This window comes from Niabella aurantiaca DSM 17617 (genome assembly GCF_000374125.1).
In the GTDB taxonomy this organism is placed as follows: domain Bacteria; phylum Bacteroidota; class Bacteroidia; order Chitinophagales; family Chitinophagaceae; genus Niabella; species Niabella aurantiaca.
Map to the genome: position 1 here is coordinate 23,280 of NZ_KB893645.1, position 16,653 is coordinate 39,932.

Here is a 16,653-nt window from a genome sequence, read left to right on the forward strand (position 1 = left end):
AAGGAAAAAAAGAGTTGTCATGCCTATTGAAGGGCCGCCCGGCGGGAGCATCCTTTCCCGGTTGCGGATGAGGGACGGGGCCCGCCACCATGGTGCGTGTTTTCGCGAGCCATTTAAAATGAACGTAAGATGAAGAAGTATTTTTTGATCGCGGGCTTTATTTCAGGCAGCGCCGCCACCTACGGCCAGCAGGGCCTGGTAAACACGGATAAAAGCCCCTATGCAACGCTGTCGACAGTGGGCCTGGGTGATGTACAATTTACCGGCGGCTTCTGGGCCGAACGTTTTGCTGTTTGCCGGGATGAAATGGTACCCACGCTCTGGAAGACCTATACCAGCGATACGATCTGTTATGCATTCCAGAATTTCAGGAGAGCGGCCGGACTGGATACGGGGAGATTCCGGGGACCTTCTTTTCACGACGGCGATTTTTATAAAACGCTGGAGGCATTGGCTGCGATGTATGCGGTTACAAAAGATCCGGAGCTGAACCGGTGGCTGGAAGAGGCGATTGCTGTGATCGGCAGGGCGCAGCGGGCAGATGGGTATCTCTACACAAAGAATATTATTGAACAGCAACGGACCGGTGCGCAGAAGATGTTTGATGACAAGCTCAGCTTTGAAGCTTATAACTTCGGGCACCTGATGACCGCAGCCTGTGTGCATTACCGGGCCACAGGTAAAACCGACCTGCTGCGTATTGCAACGAAGGCTGCTGACTTCCTCATCGGGTTCTATAACACCGCCACACCGGAGCAGGCACGCAATGCGATCTGTCCGTCGCATTACATGGGACTGGCGGAGTTGTACCGCACCACGCATCAGAAAAAATACCTTGACCTGCTGGTGAAATTGATTGATCTCCGTGGCACAGTTGAAGGCACCGATGATAACAGCGACCGGGCCCCCTTCCGGGAAATGAAAAAGATTGTTGGCCATGCCGTGAGGGCTAATTATCTTATGGCGGGCGTCGCTGACCTGTATGCAGAGAATGGCGATAAGACGTTGAAGCATACATTGGATCAGTTGTGGAACAATGTCATCACTACAAAAATGTATATAACCGGCGGTTGCGGCGCTTTGTATGATGGAGTGTCGGTAGACGGTACTTCCTATAAACCGGACACGGTACAGAAGGTGCATCAGTCTTATGGAAGAGATTACCAGCTGCCCAACTTCAGTGCCCATAACGAAACCTGCGCCAATATCGGGAATGTGCTCTGGAACTGGCGCATGTTTTTATTGACCGGCGATGAGCGGTATATGAATATTGTGGAACTGGCTTTATACAACAGTGTACTAAGTGGAGTGAGCCTGGATGGAAAGGATTATTTTTATACCAACCCCCTGGCTGCAGCAAAAGATTATCCTTACCAGCTGCGATGGAGCGGAGGAAGGAAACCCTATATCAGTTTGTCCAATTGTTGTCCTCCTAACCTGGTACGCACGATTGCGGAAGTGGGGGATTATATGTATAGTGTGGGTAAGACCGGCTTGTACATCAATACCTACAGCAGCAACCGGCTGAAAACAAAATGGCTGGATGGTCATTCCATACAATTGACGCAGCAAAGCAATTATCCCTGGCAGGGAAACGTAGTGATCACCATTCAACAGGCGCCGGCAGCGATGCCCATTCATTTGCGCATTCCCGGATGGTGCAAAAATGCTACGCTGAAATACAAGGGAACCGCAAGAAATGCTGAAGGCGGCCGGTATGTACGTCTGGACGGAAACTGGAAGCCGGGTGATAAAATAGAGCTGATCCTGGAAATGCCGGTTCAGCTGATGGAAAGCAATCCCCTGGTAGAAGAGACCCGCAACCAGGTAGCGGTCAAAAGAGGACCGGTGGTGTATTGCCTGGAGTCTCCGGATTATAAAAAAGGTAAAATCACAAACGTAGTGATCCCCTCGGATATAAAATGGAACCCGGTTCCGGTTAATTTAGATCACGCAACATTTATGGCGTTAACAGGAACCGCAAAGGCAGTTACCGGTGAAAGCTGGGATCATACACTTTACCAGGAAGTGAAAAAGGAACTGCGGCCGGTAACGGTAAAACTGATCCCCTATTATGCCTGGGCCAACCGGGGACAAAGTGATATGGCGGTGTGGCTGCCGTTGATGCGGAACTAAATGGTGGAGTAGTGAATGGTGAATGGGCAGATCCCGGATGCCGATGCTATGACCATATCAAGCATCAAGTATCAAAGATCAGGTATCCCGAATCAGTTAACAAGTTTTAAATAAAGCAAGATGGAGCGGGTGATTGCAACATATTACATCGAAACGCCGTATGAGCCGGAGCAAGCGGCTGCGGTGCTGGCAGGGGAGCAGTCTTCCGGAACCTTTGTAGCAGTGCCCGGGGAAACCGAGGCCCTGAAACAGCGCTTTGCTGCGCGTGTGGAAACAGTGAAGTTCCTGGAGACCGTGGGTCAACCGGCTATGCCGGGAGCTGTCAGCAGGGAGGGGAAGTATCACCGGGCAATGGTACGCGTATCCTGGAGTATGGAGAATTTTGGATACAACCTGCCGGTGCTCATTTCCACCCTGCAAGGCAATCTCTATGAGATAACACAGTTCACCGGGTTGAAGCTGATGGATATTGAACTGCCGGAAATATATGGAACGTATTTTAAAGGCCCGCAGTTTGGCATCAGCGGCAGCCGGAAACTGACCGGTGTGGAAGGCCGTCCGTTGATCGGTACCATTATCAAACCCTCCATAGGGCTTACTGTGGAAGAAACGGCAGCATTGGTGAAGACCCTGGCAACCGCGGGGATCGACTTTATAAAAGATGATGAGCTGTTATCCTCGTCGGCAAACTCCGCTTTTGAAGATCGCGTTGAGGCCGTAATGCGTGTATTGAGCGCGTATGCGGATAAGACCGGAAAGAAAGTGATGTATGCGTTTAACATCAGCGGAGAAATGGACCAGATGCTGCAACGGTATGAAACGATTTTGAGATGGGGTGGTACCTGTGCCATGATCAGCATCAACAGCGTCGGGTTGGCGGCTGCAAAAAAGATCGCGGATCAGGGGCAGCTCGCCATACATGGTCATCGTAATGGTTGGGGTATGCTTACACGGCATCCCTTGCTGGGAATCGATTTCAGGGCTTACCAGAAACTATGGCGGCTGGCGGGTGTGGATCAGCTGCATGTGAACGGAATCCGGAATAAATTCTGGGAAACGGATGACAGTGTGGTCAGTTCGATAGAGGCCTGCCTGGAAGACCTGTTTGACCACCGGAAGCCGCTGCCGGTCATTTCATCGGGGCAATGGGGTGGCCAGGCATTTGAAACCTGGAACCGGACGCACACGGTGGATTGCCTGTACATGGCCGGTGGAGGGATCATGGCGCATCCGATGGGGCCCGCTGCCGGAGTGGTGGCGCTGCAGCAGGCCTGGCAGGCTGCGGTAGCAGGATACAGCCTGGAAGAGGCGGCGCGGCAGTATCAAGAGTTTGGAAAAAGTGTGGAGAAATTTGGAAATCGATAAAGCATGCGGCAGAATAAGGAACTTTTACTTGCTTTTTATGGCGATGATTTTACCGGCTCAACGGATGCACTTGAATTTATCTGCAGGGCCGGGGCAAGGGCGGTATTATTTATAGAGCCACCGGATGTAAAACAACTGGAGGCGTTTGATGATTTGGATGTCATTGGAGTAGCAGGCAAAACCCGTTCCTTGCCTGCCGATGAGCTGGAAACAACACTGGAAACGGCGTTTCATAAAATGAAAGATTGCGGCGCAAAGCACATTCATTATAAAGTATGCTCTACGTTTGATTCGTCGGCGGCAACGGGCAGTATCGGCCGCGCCATAGATACGGGGCAGCGTGTATTTGGGAATCCTCTGGTGCCCGTTTTAGGCGGAACACCCTCCCTGGGGCGTTACTGTGTATTTGGGAACCTGTTTGCCCGGATGGGTATTGGCAGTGAAGGCGCGATCTACCGGCTGGACCGCCACCCTTCAATGAGCAAACACCCGGTTACGCCTGCGGATGAAAGCGATCTGCGTATTCATCTGCAACGGCAAACTGAAAAAAGGATCGGTCTGATCGATATCATGCAGCTATGCCGGCCGCCGGCATTATGGAATGCGGCGCTCGGGGATGAACAGGCGGTGCTGATTGATGCCTTATATGAAGCACAACTGGTAACGATCGGAGAATGGCTGGATGGGCATTGCGTAAATCCCGGGGGAGCGATTTTTTCAGTAGGCACCTCGGCAATCGAAATGGCATTGGGCCGCTACTGGAATCAAAAAGGTGTATTGCAGCCGGTTACCACCTGGGATCATCCGGGCAAAGCAGCGCCGTTATTGGTGATTTCCGGCAGCTGTTCACCTGTAACGGCAGGCCAGATCGGCTGGGCAAAAGCAAATGGGTTTGAAGAGCTGGTGCTGGATGCAACAAAAGCCTGCAACGATGAGCCAGACACGGTTTTGGATGAGAAGCTGGATCGGCTGTTGGCAAACGGAAACAGTGTCGTCATACATACGGGCACGAAGGAAGGAGGAACGCTTTCTTCCCGGAAGTTGGGCACCACACTGGGCGGGCTGGCAAAAAAAGCAGTGGTGACACACCGTGTTAAGCGGGTGGTCATTGCCGGAGGGGATACCAGCAGTTATGCGGCCCGGGCAATGGAGATCGAAGCAGTAGAGATGATCGCTCCCCTTGTAAGCGGGGCGCCCCTGTGCAGGGCACGGTCGTTGCATTCCGCCATAAATGGGCTGGAAGTGAATTTTAAGGGAGGGCAGGTAGGCGCTGCGGATTATTTTGGCGTTCTCTTAAACGGGGAGCTGGAAAAAACGGAAGGTGCCCCGGGGACACCGGGAAACGCATTATAAAAGAAATAATAACGAATAAAAAAAACAATATGGCAAAAAAAACATTGGGCCTGGTACATACGTCAGCAACGCTGGTGCCGGTATTTGCGGAGCTATGTAAGCAATATATCCCGGATGTGAATGTATTTAATATCGTCGATGACAGCCTGATCAAAAATACGATCGCCTGTGGAGCGCTGACACCGCAAACGGGAAAGCGGGTGGTAGACTATGCGGGTTCGGCGCAGGATGCGGGTGCCGATTATATCCTGTTTACCTGCTCATCCATTGGTCCGGCTGTAGAAACAGCGGCTACATTAAGTACGGTTCCGGTTTTGCGGGTAGACCAGCCGATGGCGGATAAGGCCATTGCCGCCGGACGTAAGATAGGGGTGATCGCCACCCTGGCAACCACGCTGGAGCCTACCAGTGATCTGGTAAGGCGCCGCGCGGCGCTGGCCGGAAAGGAGATCGGGCTGGTACCGGTACTTTGCGAGGGGGCGTTTGATGCGCTCATGAGCGGGGATGCAGCTACACATGATCAAAAAGTGGGCGCAGCACTGAAACAACTGTCTGATGAAGTGGAAGTGATCCTGCTGGCCCAGGCTTCAATGGCGCGGGTGGTAGATACGCTGGCGGAAGAAGATAAGAAAGTGCCCATATTGGCGAGTCCGCCGATCGCGATGGAATACCTCGCAGCATTGCTTGCTTAGCAGAACCGAACCGTTCGGGTGATAAAATAAAAAATGCGCCGTCATATGCAAAAATTATACAGGATTAGTTTAATAGGCAGTGGTATTGCAGCAGTTGTATCCCTGGCAGGTTTGACACTGCATATTGCAGCGGTTGCCCAGGCCTTTGTGCTGATCGCCACGATCCTGCTGGCGTTGGGATTGGGCGCCCTGCCTTCCATGAAAGGGTATCAATATACAGCATGGATCATTGCAGCGGTGGTCGCCGGTATGATCTACCCGGAGGCATTTACCAGCTGGGGATCCATAGATCTTCGCGATAAAACACTGATACTGGTGATCGTTCAGCTGGTGATGTTTGGTATGGGCACACATATGAGCCTGAAGGATTTCAAAGGGCTGGCAACAACAGGCAAAGGCGTTCTGGTTGGATTGTTCTGTCATTTTTCCATAATGCCGCTAATGGGGTATTTATTGACAAGGCTGTTTCATTTTGATGCAGAAATTGCTGCGGGGATCATATTAATTGGCAGCTGCAGCAGCGGGCTGGCTTCCAATGTAATGGTTTACCTGGCACGTGCCAATCTCGTATTGTCTGTGATCGTAACAGCAATGGCTACGCTGGCGGCGCCCTTTCTTACGCCGTTGCTGATGAAGACCTTTGCGGGTACGTTGATTGATGTAAAGTTTGCAGACATGATGATTGAGATCATCAAGATCGTGATCGTGCCCATTGGCGCAGCCCTGTTGCATGATTATTTAAAGCATACCGCTCCGGCTAAAAAAAGAAAGCTGTATGGTGTGGCGGTGGTTTGCGCGCTCTATGCTATCGGACTATTGCTGGGAGGATATGATTGGATGCAAGCCAGGATCGGAGTTCATACGGTATTGCAGTCGCTGGAGCTTTCAGGATTCCTTGCGGGTGCTGTGGTAGCAGGTGTGGTGTACCATTGGTTGCAGCACCGGTACCCGGCGATAGATAAAGGAATGCCGTATATCTCCATGTTTGGCATTGTTTATTTTACAACCGTTACCACGGCTGCGGGGAGGGATCATCTGATGCAGGTAGGGGCACTTTTGTTCATTGCCTCGGTCATTCATAATGCCGCAGGATATTTTTTCGGATACTGGCTAAGCCGCTTATTCGGGATGGATAAGCATTCAAGTCGCACAATTGCTTTTGAAGTAGGTTTGCAGAATGGCGGCATGGCCAGCGGCCTGGCAGGAAGTATGGGAAAGCTGGGTACGGTTGGTCTGGCGGCGGCTGTTTTTAGCCCGTGGATGAATATCAGCGGCAGCATCCTGGCTAATTATTGGAGAAGAAGACCCGTGACAGCACCGGAAAAGGGATTAAAGGAACCGGAGGTCAGCTTAAAGGAGGGGGCGTTTTAAAATTGGATAATGGATTTAGGCTGGATCTGGGGCATGGACATTCATGGCAATTTAGTTAACAGACGAAGCTGAATGTCTTAATAAAAAATATCAGATATGTTGGGTTTAAGATCATTGATCGTTATAGGTGCTTTACTTTTTTTGTTGCCGGAGGGTAAAGGGCAGCGCAGTGTGGTGCCCTCTCTGGAAGCGGTGCTGGCCCACCCTCCGCAAGATGCCCGTCCCTGGGTGTTCTGGTACTGGATGCATGCGGCGGTCTCCAAAGAGGGCATCACTGCCGACCTGGAATCGATGAAAAATGCCGGGATCGGTGGCGCCTACCTGATGCCGATCGGTGATACCTCCGTAAAGCTGCCCTATGCACATCCGGTGCGGCAGCTCACTCCGAAATGGTGGGGCATGGTCAATCATGCGATGAAGGAGGCAAAGCGGCTGAACTTAAAGCTGGCCATGCATTTCAGTGATGGCTTTGCGCTGGGTGGTGGTCCCTGGATCACTCCCGAACAGTCTATGCAAAAGCTTACCTGGAGCAAGACCTATATAAAAACCGGATCAAAAATGCCTGTTACGCTGGATCAGCCGGCATCGAATGAAGACTATTACCGCGATGTGGCCGTTTTTGCCTACCCGGCTAAAAGCCGGGTGGCATTTGCAGATCAAAAGGCCAGGCCGCTGGTCAGAACGAGCACCGGTGTTGCGGCGGATTTCCTTGCCCTGCCGGATACCGGGAATAAACAGAGCTTTAAAACAGATAGTGCTGCATGGATCCGGTACGAATATCCCGGGCCTTTTACCATAAGATCGGTGCGTATTCATATTGGGGGCAATAACTATCAGGCCTTACGGCTGATCCTGGAAAGCAGTGATGACGGCCTGCATTTTAAAAGGATCGCCCGGCTGGAGCCGCCCCGCCATGGCTGGCAGGATACGGACGAAGATTACACGTTTTCCATACCCGCTGCGACAGCAAAATTTTTTCGCTTTGTTTATGATCAAACAGGTGCTGAGCCGGGGGCGGAGGACCTGGATGCGGCAAAATGGAAACCTTCGCTGAAGGTGATGGGGATCTATCTGAACGATGAGCCGGTGATCAACCAGTATGAAGCGAAGAACGGCAGTATATGGCGGGTTGCTGCAAACACAGACAGCCTGCAGGTTCCGGACCGGGATGCGGTATCATTAAAAGATGTTATTGATCTGACCGGAAAAATGAATAGCGACGGAACGCTGAACTGGGCGCCTCCGTCGGGCAATTGGGTCATTGTACGCATCGGGCATACCAGCACCGGGCATGTAAACGCCACCGGCGGTGCAGGAAAAGGACTGGAATGTGATAAGTTTGACCCGGAGGCGATAAGGCTGCAGTTTGATAGCTGGTTTGCAAAAGCTTTTGAAAAAACAGATCCGGGTATTGCAAAAGAAGTGCTGAAAGTTTTTCATGTGGACAGCTGGGAATGCGGCAGTCAGAACTGGGGCCATAACTTTCTTTCTGAATTCCGGCGGCGGCGCGGATACGATCTGCAGCCGTATCTGCTGGTGATGACCGGTGTGCCGCTGGAAACTGCAGCCGCTTCAGAAAGGATCCTGCATGATGTGCGTACCACCATTGCGGAGCTGATCCGGGATGTTTTTTATACTACTTTGCAGGAGCTGGCACATCAAAAAGGAACCCGCTTCAGTGCAGAAAGTGTGGCGCCCACCATGGTGAGTGACGGGCTGCTGCACTACCAGTCGACAGATATTCCCATGGGCGAGTTCTGGCTCAATAGCCCTACGCACGACAAGCCCAATGATATGCTGGATGCGATCAGCGGTGCACATATCTATGGCAAGAATATTATACAGGCAGAGGCATTTACGACCTTACGAATGGACTGGGGCGAACATCCCGGTAACCTTAAAGTGCTGGGTGACCGCAATTTTGCAATGGGCATCAATAAAATGGTGTTGCATGTGTTTGCCCACAACCCCTTCGTCAACAAAAAGCCGGGGGTGACCCTTGATGGGATCGGCCTGTATTTTCAGCGGGACCAGACCTGGATGAAGCCCGGTAAAGCCTGGATCGATTACCTGGCAAGGACTTCTGCGTTATTGCAGTTGGGGAAACCCGTTGCGGATATTGCCGTGTTTACGGGGGAAGAGCTGCCCCGGCGCTCTGTGCTGCCGGAGCGGCTGGTACAAACGCTTCCCGGCCTCTTTGGAGCCGTAGCGGTGGCCCGTGAAAAAATAAGGATGGAGAATGCCGGGCAACCTATGACCCGGCAGCCCTCCGGTGTACTGCATGCCGCCAATATTGCAGATCCCGGTGACTACATCAATGCCCTGCATGGATATAAATATGATTGTTTTAACCCGGATGTATTATTGAAAATGTATGTGGAGAAGGGCAGGGTAGTTACACCGGGCGGTGCTTCCTATGCGGTGCTGGTAATTCCGGGCAAACAGGCCCTGAACCCGAACAGCCACCTGCTGTCGGTAGCGGTGGCAAAAAAGATACAACAGCTGGTGCAGGATGGAGCTACGGTCATTATGGACAGAGGGTTTGATGCCACCATTGATTTTAAAGAGAGCGAAACCGGATTACAGGCGATATTAAAAGAGCTGTATGCAAGCAGGAACCTGATTGCTGCACCCTACCGGGAACAGGATCTCCGGAGGATCGGTCTGGAGAAGGATGTGGAAGTATTGAAAGGCAGCGATACCATTGCATGGGCACATCGCCGTCTTCTGGACGGGGATCTTTATTTTATTTCCAATCCCGTTGAACGAAAACGCACGTTGGAAATAGCGTTCCGGGTAAAAGAGGGCATGCCGCAGTTATTAGACGCTGTAACAGGCAGTGTAACGGGCACAGCGAGCTGGCGCAGGGAAGGAGCACGCACGGTGGTGGATATTGATTTGGAACCCAACGCATCCGTGTTCATCCATTTTAAAAAAGCGGGGCGGCAACAATCCGCCGCAAAACAACCGTCGCGGACAAGAGAAACCGGGGCGGTTGTTTCCGGTAATTGGCAGGTGCAGTTTGATCCCGCGTTTGGTGGCCCGCGGTCCGTTGTGGCGATGAAGACGCTGAAACTCTGGAATGCATTTGATGAGCCGGCGATTAAATATTATTCCGGCACGGCTCTCTACAGGAATCAATTTAAATGGAACCGGCCATCCACTGGTCGGCCCGTCTGGCTGGAGCTGGACAGTCTGTACAACCTGGCTTCAGTAAACGTAAACGGTATTGATTGCGGTACCGTCTGGACCTACCCGTACAGGGTGGATATTTCAAAAGCAGTTAAAAAAGGGACCAATACCCTGGAAATAGCAGTTACCAATACCTGGGCAAACCGGCTGGCGGGCGATCAGCAGCTGCCGGAAGCAAAACGGGTCACCTGGACCACGGCGCCCATTCGCCTGCAGGGGAAACCACTGCTGCCGGCCGGTTTGAAGGGGGAGGTCCGGATTGTTCAATAATAATGAACCGGTATCAAAATGCGCTTTACAAATTATGCGCGTGGTTTGAATCAAAAGTCGTTTTAAACCGTGCTGTCATTCTGAACTCCCGACCAGACGGGCAGTTGGGCGATTGATTCACAATCTTTTGGTAGTCAGTTAAACCTTAGAAGCTTTTTAAAAACAGCATTTTGATTCTTCTTATAAGCGTCATCCTGCGCGTTGTTTTAACGAGGGCGTAATTTCATAAGTGCCCTTGGGGATGGATCATCATGTCCCGGGCCCAAGGCGCTCTGTTGTGCTTTTGGACTTATAAACGGGTTGAGACCTGTTCTTGCCGGATCTTTCGAGGCCATGCCTCTTGTGCTAAAATAATTGAAATTACCCGCACTTGCTAAGGCATTCGGGTCCGACCGGGGTCATCCAGGCGGGCAGGCGGAGATACAACCCCGTGGCGCAGATCATGGTTTATGTTTTCCAAACCATTTAAAAAGATACACATTTTAATAAAATGGATACCGGTCCATTATGGGACCTGCGCAAGCTATGAATATAGAAGGACAATAAAGCGATCGCTATCGCCGGGGAGATGAATGGAACGGAGCCGTAACGGCATTTCTTGTCCCCGGATATCCCAAATTCCCGCAGGGCTATTGTTTGGGACGTATAAACTCCTTATACCGGTCATTGATATATACGATTATATCCGCATGATCCAGGGTACGGGCCAGCTTATAGGACGGGCGGTACCGGTACATGAACTGGTGTAATGAATCGTTTTTTAGACCGGTGAGCTTGCTTACCCAGGCGGGAGAAAAAACATAGTCGATATAGGCTTCTTCTTCATTCTTAATAAGCTGCTTCCGGAATTTCCGTTGCTCCCTTGCTTTTCTTGAAAAATGGGAGATCGGGCTTACAGAGATCCCAAACCCATCGGAAGGGCGGTTGCCACCGGTAATGCCTGGTCCCTTCTCAAAATACCGGCCATATTCCTCTCTTCTTCTCAGGGAATCCAGCTGATAATTGCTGATCACGGTTACGTTTTTAAGGGTGTGCGGGTCTTCTTTCAGCCCAACGTCGTAACCGGTCTTTAACAGCTGCTCTTCTACTTTTACCGTATCGCTGGTAAGGCCGGTAAAGGAAAATACAACAATATCTTTATTCTTTGCTTCGATGATATAGGTGCCTGCCGGAGTAGAAATGGCTGTTTTACCACTGGTGATATTGGTAACGGATGCACCCGGAACCGGCGAGTCATTGGTGTACACAAAAATATTCCCTTTCAGGTAGGTCTGGCCAAACCCTGCCGCCGGCAGCAACAGCGTGCCCAGAAATAGTATAAGCATTCCCCTTGGCATGGGTATTAAAATTAAGCAGGCTTTTCGTTGCGGCATTGATGGTGCATCCAATTTTTTGTTAAAAACGCTTTAAGGACCCATGCAGCAATTACTGAGCCTTGCTGTAGTCCAGTTGGTTTAAGGTAATGGTCTTCAGAACATCTCCTGAATTTTTTTTAGTTACCGACCACCGGGTTTCATTAAAGATATTGGCAATATCTTTCCCGCAATCGGGCTCTGCTGTTGCGGAAGGCACAAGGTGGCAATTGACATCTGTTTTTTGTTTTTCTCCGATGGTGATCCGCGCCATATTGGGAGGTGGTTGTATCAGATGGGGGGCGCAGTCTTTCAGGCAGATGGTCTCCACGATCTGGGTACTGGAATTGGCATCCACAATAATTTTTTCACCCAAAAGAAGAATCGTGGTATCTCCACCAGGTCGGATACGGACATTCAGATACTGTATGGTGACCGGTTCCGGTAAGGGGTTTTCAAAAATGGTGGTCTGGGTATATTTGTCAGGCGTAGAATCTCCGTTCTTCTGACAGCCGGCGACTGACCCGGCGATCCAAAGAATGAACAACAATTTTATGTACCTGAAACCATTCATTTACTTCTTTTAACAGCACGCGTATTGGTTTTGCAAAAAACAACAGGTGGCTACGCTTCATAACCGGCAACAATGCCTGGCAGCCGGGACCTGATAACCCGCAGATACAAATTTCCGAAAATTTAAGCTAATTTGGCCGGAAATTTTTGGAGCAGGTTTAATTGTATTGTTTATGAAGAAATATATATTACTGGCAGGGCTCTTCCTTACGGGAGCCGGGTTGGTTGCGCAGGAAAAGAAAGTGTTCACCCCCGCAGATTATGACCGGGCGGTAAGTACGATGAGCGGGGGAAAGGCCGCCAGGGAATACAACGGCCAATCCATTCATCCGCAGTGGCTGCCGGATGGTAAACTGTGGTACCGGTTACCGGCTACCGGACAGTACATTGTTATCGATCCGGCTTCAAAGAAAGGCAAACCCGTGGTTATGGACCGGTCTCCGGTAGCGGCCACGCGCTCCGCAAACAAGGTCTCCGGTGTACCTTCACCCGATGGAAAAAAGGCGGTCTTTATCAAAGACTGGAACCTCTGGGTAAAAGACATTGCCACCGGAACAGAAAAACCGCTGACCACGGATGGGGTAAAGGATTTTGGTTATGCCACGGATAATGCGGGATGGACGCATTCAGACCGGCCGATCGTTTTATGGTCGCCGGACAGCAAGAAGATCGCTACTTTTCAGCAGGACCAGCGCCATGTAAAGGATATGTACCTCGTGCGCACAAAAGTAGGAGCGCCGGAACTGGAACAATGGAAATACCCGCTGCCGGGCGACAGTGCGATCATAAAGATACACCGGCTGGTGATCGATGTGGAAAGGGCCGCGATCACCCGGTTTAAGATGCCGCCGGATGACCGCAGGGGAACACTTTGTGACGACATTGCCTGCGATGGCAGTTTTGGCGATAATGAATGGAGCGCCGATGGAAAACAGCTTGCTTTTGTATCGGTAAGCCGCGATCATAAAGTGGCGCAGTTCCGTATTGCCGATATCGCCTCGGGGGAAATACGTACGGTGTTTGAAGAAAAAGTGCCCACGCAATATGAATCCGGTCAGGGCATGGCCAACTGGAAATTCATGCCGGAGACCAATGAAGCGATCTGGTACTCTGAACGGAGCGGGTGGGGACATCTGTACCTGTATGACCTGAAGACCGGTGCCGTAAAACAGCAGATCACGAAGGGTGATTTTGTAGTGACCAAAATGCTGGAGGTCGACACAAAGAAAAGACAGCTTCTTTTTGAGGCAAAGGGAAAGGAACCCGGTGAAAATCCTTATTTCAGCCATTACTACAAGACCGATTTTGCCGGAAAGGAGCTTACGGCGCTAACGCCCGAACCGGGTAACCATTCACTGACGTTTTCTCCGGACAAACGCTACTTCACCGACCGGTATTCTACGCCTGTTATTCCGCCGGTCGTAAAACTGAAAGACCGCTCCGGGAAGACCATTCGTGACCTGGGCGCCATTGATCTTGCAAAGCTGAAACAGGCAGGTTGGCTGGCCCCGGAGGTGTTTACCGTAAAATCGGCCAATCAGCAATTTGATCTTTACGGCCTGATGTATAAACCCGGAGATCTTGACCCCCAGAAGAAATACCCCGTTATCTTATACATATATCCCGGACCACAGGGGGGCAGCGTTGGCAGCTGGTCATTTAGCGCAGCACCCGGCGATTTTCAGGCGCTGGCATCGTTGGGGTTTATCGTGGTGCGGCTGGAAGGCAGTTGTAATCCCAATCGCTCTAAAGCGTTTCATGATGCCTGCTACGGTCATATGGGGGAAAATACCTTACCCGATCAGATCGCAGGCCTGCGGCAGCTGGCAGCAAAAAACAGCTTTATGGACCTGGACCGCGTAGGCATCTGGGGGCATTCCGGCGGCGGTTTTGCAACGGCTTCTGCCCTGTTTAAATATCCGGAATTCTTTAAAGTGGGCATTGCCGAATCGGGCAATCATGATAACCGGAACTACGAGGACGACTGGGGAGAACGCTACATTGGCTTACTGGAAGGAGATAATTATGAAAAACAGGCCAATCAGCTGTATGCCAAAAACCTGCAGGGTAAATTATTGCTGGTGACCGGGGGAATGGATGATAATGTCCCACCGTATAATACCTACCTGGTGGTGGATGCGCTCATTAAGGCGAATAAATCGTTCGACCTGCTGGTGATACCCAATGCACGGCATGGTTATGGAGCAGATGCTTATTATATGACACGGCGGAGATGGGACTATTTCGTAGAACACCTGCTGGGCGCAGTGCCGCCCCGGGATTATAAGATCCACATCCCATAGGAATAGCGCCGGTTAAAAACAGCAGGCACTCCCGGGCATAAAGACGTCGCCCTGTTATTATGAACGGCCCGTTTTCTGAGAAAATGTCGCGGTGATCATATGCGCACAGTATATGGAATTTCTGTGCCCCTGTCAAAAAAGGCAGGGTAACCCCTGTTTGGATGTACAGGAGGTAACGCATGCAGGCAGCACAAGGTCCGGTACCGCGCAGGACCTGTAATGATGCTTTGCACCACTTAAAACCACGTGGAACCCGGGTTGCGCCCGTTGTGCTGTTTCAGCATGGAGAATCTTTCTAAGTTACTGGAAATATTTACCGGCTCATGGCTTTTATCCGTTCTCCGGTCTATCTTTATTAGGTCACTGTTAAGCATCAGGATGCTTGTCTTTTTGATTGCAGCGCTTAACAGCTAATATATCAGATGCCTTGTTGTTATGAGCAGACTATTGTACATCCTTATTTTTCTTTTGAGCCTGTCGGGTTTCGTTACCGGTGCCCGGGCGCAGGAGCTGCAGCCGGTTAAGATCTCAGCGAACAAACGTTTTTTCCAGACAGCGGATGGAAAACCCTTCTTCTGGCTGGGCGATACCGGTTGGCTGTTGTTTGTGCGGTTAAGCCGGGAAGAAGTGGTACAGTATCTGGAAACCCGCAAGGCGCAGGGTTTTAATGTGGTGCAGGTAATGGTGCTGCATGATGTAACAAATGCCTGGAATGTTTACGGAGATTGGGCCATCAAAGACAATGATATATCAAAACCCATTACAACCACGGGAGCCGATCCCTCCGATGCACAGGCCTATGATTTCTGGGATCATGTGGATTTTGTGATCCGTGAGGCGGAAAGAAGAGGCATCTATATGGCGTTGGTGCCGGTCTGGGGCAGTAATGTAAAAGAAGGAAAAGTTACCCCTGCACAGGCTTCCGCCTTCGCAAAATTTCTTGCAGGGCGTTATCAGAACCGGTCCAATATTATCTGGTTGAATGGCGGCGATATTAAGGGAACCGATGGTGCAGCAGTGTGGAATACCATCGGCAGAACCATCAAAAAATACGATCCGCATCATTTAGTGGGCTTTCACCCACGCGGACGCTATTCTTCATCAGAATGGTTTCACCAGGCAGCATGGCTCGATTTCAATATGTTTCAAAGTGGCCACCGCACCTATGCCCAGGACACCAGCATCGGCGATAAAAATCATTTTGGAGAGGATAACTGGAAATACGTCCGGGCGGATTACCGGCTAAGACCGGTAAAGCCAACGCTGGATGGTGAACCTTCTTATGAAAATATACCCCATGGATTGCATGATAGCCTTCAACCGAGGTGGAAGGCTGCCGACCTGCGGCGCTATGCCTATTGGAGCGTTTTTGCAGGTGGTGCCGGTTTTACTTATGGCGAAAATGCGGTGATGCAGTTTAATAAAAAAGGATTTACAGGCGCCAACTATGGGGTAAGGGAAGAATGGATGCAGGCGGTACATGCTCCCGGGGCACAACAGATGCAGTTCATCAAAGCGCTGATGTTGTCCCATGATTATTACAGCCGTGTTCCGGCCCAGGATATCCTGACGGATAACCGGGGGCAGCAGTATCATTACCTGCTGGCCACAAAAGGAAAAGGATATGCAATGGTTTATACCTATACAGGAGACGCTTTTAACGTAGATCTGTCGCGGCTGGGTTTTAAACCGGCGAAAGCAAAATGGTTCTTTCCGGCAAACGGGAAATATGCGCCTGTAAAGCTGACCCGGCCTGCGGGTGTGGTACGGTTTGATCCGCCGGAAGCTGGAGCGGATGCGGATGGGGCGGACCGGGTGCTGGTTTTGGAGAAGTAGGAATCATGCAGTCGTCACCCTTCGTCAGGCTGCCAATGACAGATTTCTTAATGTATTGACAATGAATCATACTTTAGTCATGTCAAACAATGTCTTGCAGAACTTGTTTCAGCATCTATTCGGCATCCATACAAGATTAAAGCAGATCCTGAAACAAGAATAGACCCCGGAACAAGTCCGGGATGACAGGTTCAGGATAACCCAAAGCAG

Annotated in this window: 10 protein-coding genes; 8 read left to right on the forward strand and 2 right to left on the reverse strand. The window is 50.9% G+C overall.

Going from position 1 to position 16,653, the window contains the following annotated elements; genetic code table 11:
* Positions 1–129 precede the first annotated feature (129 nt).
* From B160_RS0121210 to B160_RS0121235, 6 genes are all read left to right on the forward strand, one after another.
* Positions 130–2,136 (forward strand): aceric acid hydrolase, encoded by a 2,007-nt coding sequence (locus B160_RS0121210; protein ID WP_018629950.1) that lies wholly within the window; start codon positions 130–132, stop codon positions 2,134–2,136.
* A 120-nt stretch (positions 2,137–2,256) separates the two neighbouring features.
* On the forward strand, positions 2,257–3,501 hold the full coding sequence (locus tag B160_RS0121215; RefSeq protein WP_018629951.1) for a ribulose-bisphosphate carboxylase large subunit family protein: 1,245 nt from the start codon (positions 2,257–2,259) through the stop codon (positions 3,499–3,501).
* 3 nt (positions 3,502–3,504) lie between these two features.
* On the forward strand, positions 3,505–4,854 hold the full coding sequence (locus tag B160_RS0121220) for a four-carbon acid sugar kinase family protein (RefSeq protein WP_018629952.1): 1,350 nt from the start codon (positions 3,505–3,507) through the stop codon (positions 4,852–4,854).
* A gap of 29 nt (positions 4,855–4,883) precedes the next feature.
* Entirely contained in the window at positions 4,884–5,546 is a 663-nt protein-coding gene (locus B160_RS0121225) for an aspartate/glutamate racemase family protein (protein ID WP_018629953.1), read from the forward strand.
* A 45-nt stretch (positions 5,547–5,591) separates the two neighbouring features.
* Positions 5,592–6,917: a bile acid:sodium symporter family protein gene (locus B160_RS0121230; RefSeq protein ID WP_018629954.1), complete on the forward strand. Its 1,326-nt coding sequence runs from the start codon at positions 5,592–5,594 to the stop codon at positions 6,915–6,917.
* 96 nt (positions 6,918–7,013) lie between these two features.
* The gene (locus tag B160_RS0121235; protein ID WP_018629955.1) at positions 7,014–10,379 is read left to right on the forward strand and encodes a glycosyl hydrolase; all 3,366 of its coding nucleotides are present in this window, start codon (positions 7,014–7,016) and stop codon (positions 10,377–10,379) included.
* Between the two features lie 629 nt (positions 10,380–11,008).
* Here B160_RS0121235 and B160_RS0121240 read toward each other — a convergent pair.
* A complete protein-coding gene (locus tag B160_RS0121240; protein ID WP_018629956.1) occupies positions 11,009–11,704 on the reverse strand; it encodes a hypothetical protein in 696 nt (231 codons plus the stop codon).
* Positions 11,705–11,804: 100 nt separating this feature from the next.
* Positions 11,805–12,305, reverse strand: a complete 501-nt coding sequence (locus B160_RS0121245) for a hypothetical protein (protein WP_018629957.1) — start codon at positions 12,303–12,305, stop codon at positions 11,805–11,807.
* 172 nt (positions 12,306–12,477) lie between these two features.
* On the opposite strand from B160_RS0121245, the gene B160_RS0121250 reads away from it, so the two are divergent.
* Both B160_RS0121250 and B160_RS0121265 read left to right on the forward strand, forming a co-directional pair.
* Positions 12,478–14,607, forward strand: a complete 2,130-nt coding sequence (locus tag B160_RS0121250; RefSeq protein WP_018629958.1) for a S9 family peptidase — start codon at positions 12,478–12,480, stop codon at positions 14,605–14,607.
* Between the two features lie 435 nt (positions 14,608–15,042).
* Positions 15,043–16,443, forward strand: coding sequence for a glycoside hydrolase family 140 protein (locus B160_RS0121265; RefSeq protein WP_018629961.1), 1,401 nt, complete (start codon positions 15,043–15,045; stop codon positions 16,441–16,443).
* Positions 16,444–16,653 lie beyond the last annotated feature (210 nt).

Bases quoted from the DNA above. Each gene is read 5' to 3' on its own strand.
- B160_RS0121220 (WP_018629952.1), top strand. From the start codon at position 3,505: ATGCGGCAGAATAAGGAACTTTTACTTGCTTTTTATGGCGATGATTTT.
- B160_RS0121230 (WP_018629954.1), top strand. From the start codon at position 5,592: ATGCAAAAATTATACAGGATTAGTTTAATAGGCAGTGGTATTGCAGCA.
- B160_RS0121250 (WP_018629958.1), top strand. From the start codon at position 12,478: ATGAAGAAATATATATTACTGGCAGGGCTCTTCCTTACGGGAGCCGGG.
- B160_RS0121235 (WP_018629955.1), top strand. From the start codon at position 7,014: ATGTTGGGTTTAAGATCATTGATCGTTATAGGTGCTTTACTTTTTTTG.
- B160_RS0121265 (WP_018629961.1), top strand. From the start codon at position 15,043: ATGAGCAGACTATTGTACATCCTTATTTTTCTTTTGAGCCTGTCGGGT.
- B160_RS0121225 (WP_018629953.1), top strand. From the start codon at position 4,884: ATGGCAAAAAAAACATTGGGCCTGGTACATACGTCAGCAACGCTGGTG.
- B160_RS0121240 (WP_018629956.1), bottom strand. From the start codon at position 11,704: ATGCTTATACTATTTCTGGGCACGCTGTTGCTGCCGGCGGCAGGGTTT.
- B160_RS0121215 (WP_018629951.1), top strand. From the start codon at position 2,257: ATGGAGCGGGTGATTGCAACATATTACATCGAAACGCCGTATGAGCCG.
- B160_RS0121245 (WP_018629957.1), bottom strand. From the start codon at position 12,305: ATGAATGGTTTCAGGTACATAAAATTGTTGTTCATTCTTTGGATCGCC.
- B160_RS0121210 (WP_018629950.1), top strand. From the start codon at position 130: ATGAAGAAGTATTTTTTGATCGCGGGCTTTATTTCAGGCAGCGCCGCC.